General features: G+C 38.2%; 4 protein-coding genes. All 4 read left to right on the top strand.

Annotation, left to right across the window (positions count from 1 at the left end; all coding sequences use genetic code 11):
* The first annotated feature begins 55 nt into the window (after positions 1-55).
* Entirely contained in the window at positions 56-655 is a 600-nt protein-coding gene (locus tag K6C05_RS09555; protein WP_296734102.1) for an HAD-IB family phosphatase, read from the top strand.
* Entirely contained in the window at positions 628-1,263 is a 636-nt protein-coding gene (locus K6C05_RS09550; RefSeq protein WP_296734099.1) for an NTP transferase domain-containing protein, read from the top strand. Before K6C05_RS09555 ends, K6C05_RS09550 begins: the two co-directional genes overlap by 28 nt.
* Before the next feature lie 4 nt (positions 1,264-1,267).
* The gene (locus K6C05_RS09545) at positions 1,268-1,978 is read left to right on the top strand and encodes an amino acid racemase (protein WP_296734097.1); all 711 of its coding nucleotides are present in this window, start codon (positions 1,268-1,270) and stop codon (positions 1,976-1,978) included.
* Between the two features lie 35 nt (positions 1,979-2,013).
* Positions 2,014-2,351, top strand: a 338-nt coding sequence (locus K6C05_RS09540; RefSeq protein ID WP_296734094.1) for an adenylyltransferase/cytidyltransferase family protein, incomplete at its 3' end; no start/stop codon positions are given.

Genomic DNA, 2,351 nt, shown 5'->3' with positions numbered 1-2,351 from the left:
CTCTAAATAATAGAAAGGAAACAGCGCAGTACTATTTTGTATTGGAGAGATAAAAATGACGAAATTTGTATTTGATTTAGATGGTACAATTACCAAATATGAAACTTTGCCCCTTATTGCCAAGCATTTTCAAGTAACAGAACAAATAAATGAGTTGACTAGGGCAACTGTGGCTGGGCAGGTGCCATTTATAGAATCATTTATACGGCGTGTGTATATTCTTGGTAAACTGCCAGCCAGTGAGATTAACGAACTACTGAGCAAGGTAGAAACCTATGATCATATTGTAGACTTTATACATCAGCATAGAGAACAATGCAGTATAGCAACTGGCAATTTGGATTGTTGGATAGATTCATTGGCAGGGACAATTGGGTGCAAATGCTTTTGTTCTTCCGGATTAATGAAAAATGATAAGGTGGTAAAGCTGACCACAATTCTGAAAAAAGAGGATATTGTTAAACAGTTCAAGTCGGAAGGGCATAGAGTCGTCTTTATTGGGGATGGTAACAATGATGTCGAAGCCATGCGTATGGCAGATGTGGCCATCGCTTCCGGGATAACACATAGCCCTGCTCCCGGGGCCATTTCTGTAGCAGATTATCTAGTATTGAATGAGGTGGCATTATGCAGACAGCTAAATCAGTTATTATAACCTGTGCGGGGATTGGTTCAAGATTAGGATTGGGGACAACCAAGGCTTTAATTGATATCAATGGTAAAACCTTGATACATTGGCAGCTAGATTTGTTCAGGGATGTGGAGGATATTCGTATTGTTGTAGGCTTTGAGGCGAATCGTGTAGTGGAAGAAGTAAGAAAGTATCGCCCTGATGCAATTTTCGTCTATAATCATGATTATTTTAATACTAAAACCGGAACAAGTTATTATCTTGGGGCTAAGGACGGTAATGAGTATGCCATGGAATATGATGGTGATCTGTTAGTACATCCGGATGATGTAAAAAAGCTACTGGATACAGGTGGTGAATGGATTGCTTATGCAGATAAAAGGTCTGAAGATGCGGTATATCTATCACTTAATGAAGATGGGGAAGTAACAGGCTTTTCCAGGGACCATGGTGATTATGAATGGACTGGTCCATGCTGTCTTAAGAAGGAAAGGGTCCAATATACTTCTGGCAATGTCTTTAATGTATTGGAGCCATATATACCTTTGCCTGGGATAAAGATTCGTGCCTGTGATATTGATACTTATGGAGATTATCAAAAGGCCATGGAATTTATAAAGGGTTGGGGCTGATGATATGAAAGCTTATTCAATTGGTGTTTTAGGTGGTATGGGGACTTATGCCACAATAAAAATGTTTCAGCAATATGCCGAAATATTTCCTGCAGTAAAAGAATGGGAAAGACCACGAATTATTATTGACAATAATTGTACTATGCCAAGCCGGGTCAGGGCTGCTTTGTATGATGAAAATAGAGATGAATTGATAAAATCAATGACTCAGTCTCTGGAGTTATTGTTACATGCCGGAGTGGCCAGAATAATTTTGGCATGCAACACATCTCATTTGTTTCTGGAGGATATATATAAATTATTACCGGAGGCTAAAGAGAAAGTTGTCAATATTATAGATACATGTGTATCAGATTTAGCAAGAAGAAATATTGAAAAGGTTTATTTATTGGCTTCAGAAGGCACAATATTGTCTGGTGTTTATCAGACACGATTGAAGAGTGCAGGAATAAAATATGATGTTCCCCAGGAGTGCGAGTTCGATAATTTGCGTTATTGTATAGAAGCGGTAAAACAAAGTAAATATGATGACAAAGCAAGACAAATATTTACAGATTTTATCAATCAAAAAGGGACCTGTATTTTGGGCTGTACGGAATTACCTGTTTTATATGATCTGTATAAGAAAGATATAAAAAATAGTTCAGTGATTAATCCATTGGAATGTGCTTTAAATTTTGTGCATGAAGATTATCTTAAGAACCGGTCAAAATAATTTTTTATAACAGATATTCAGGAGGTGATATAAATATGGTGAAGGTTATAACATATGGGACCTATGATTTGCTTCATTATGGCCATAAACGCCTTTTGGAAAGGGCCAAGGCATTGGGGGATTATCTTATAGTGGGTGTCACTGCAGACAGCTTTGATAAAAGCCGCGGGAAAATCAATGTTCAGCAGTCCTTGATGGAACGAATAGAAGGCGTACGGGAAACGGGCCTGGCTGATGAAATTATTATAGAGGAATATGAGGGCCAGAAAATAGACGATATCCGACGGTATGGTGTGGATATTTTTACCGTTGGGTCAGATTGGGTGGGTAAGTTTGACTATTTGGAGGAATACTGCAAGGTAGTGTATTTACC

It is taken from the genome of Anaerovibrio sp., from assembly GCF_024697385.1.
GTDB lineage: Bacteria > Bacillota > Negativicutes > Selenomonadales > Selenomonadaceae > Anaerovibrio.
This window is presented reverse-complemented; position numbering and strand designations above follow the sequence as displayed.

Coding starts and splice junctions, on each gene's coding strand:
- K6C05_RS09550 (WP_296734099.1), top strand. CDS start 628: ATGCAGACAGCTAAATCAGTTATTATAACCTGTGCGGGGATTGGTTCA.
- K6C05_RS09545 (WP_296734097.1), top strand. CDS start 1,268: ATGAAAGCTTATTCAATTGGTGTTTTAGGTGGTATGGGGACTTATGCC.
- K6C05_RS09555 (WP_296734102.1), top strand. CDS start 56: ATGACGAAATTTGTATTTGATTTAGATGGTACAATTACCAAATATGAA.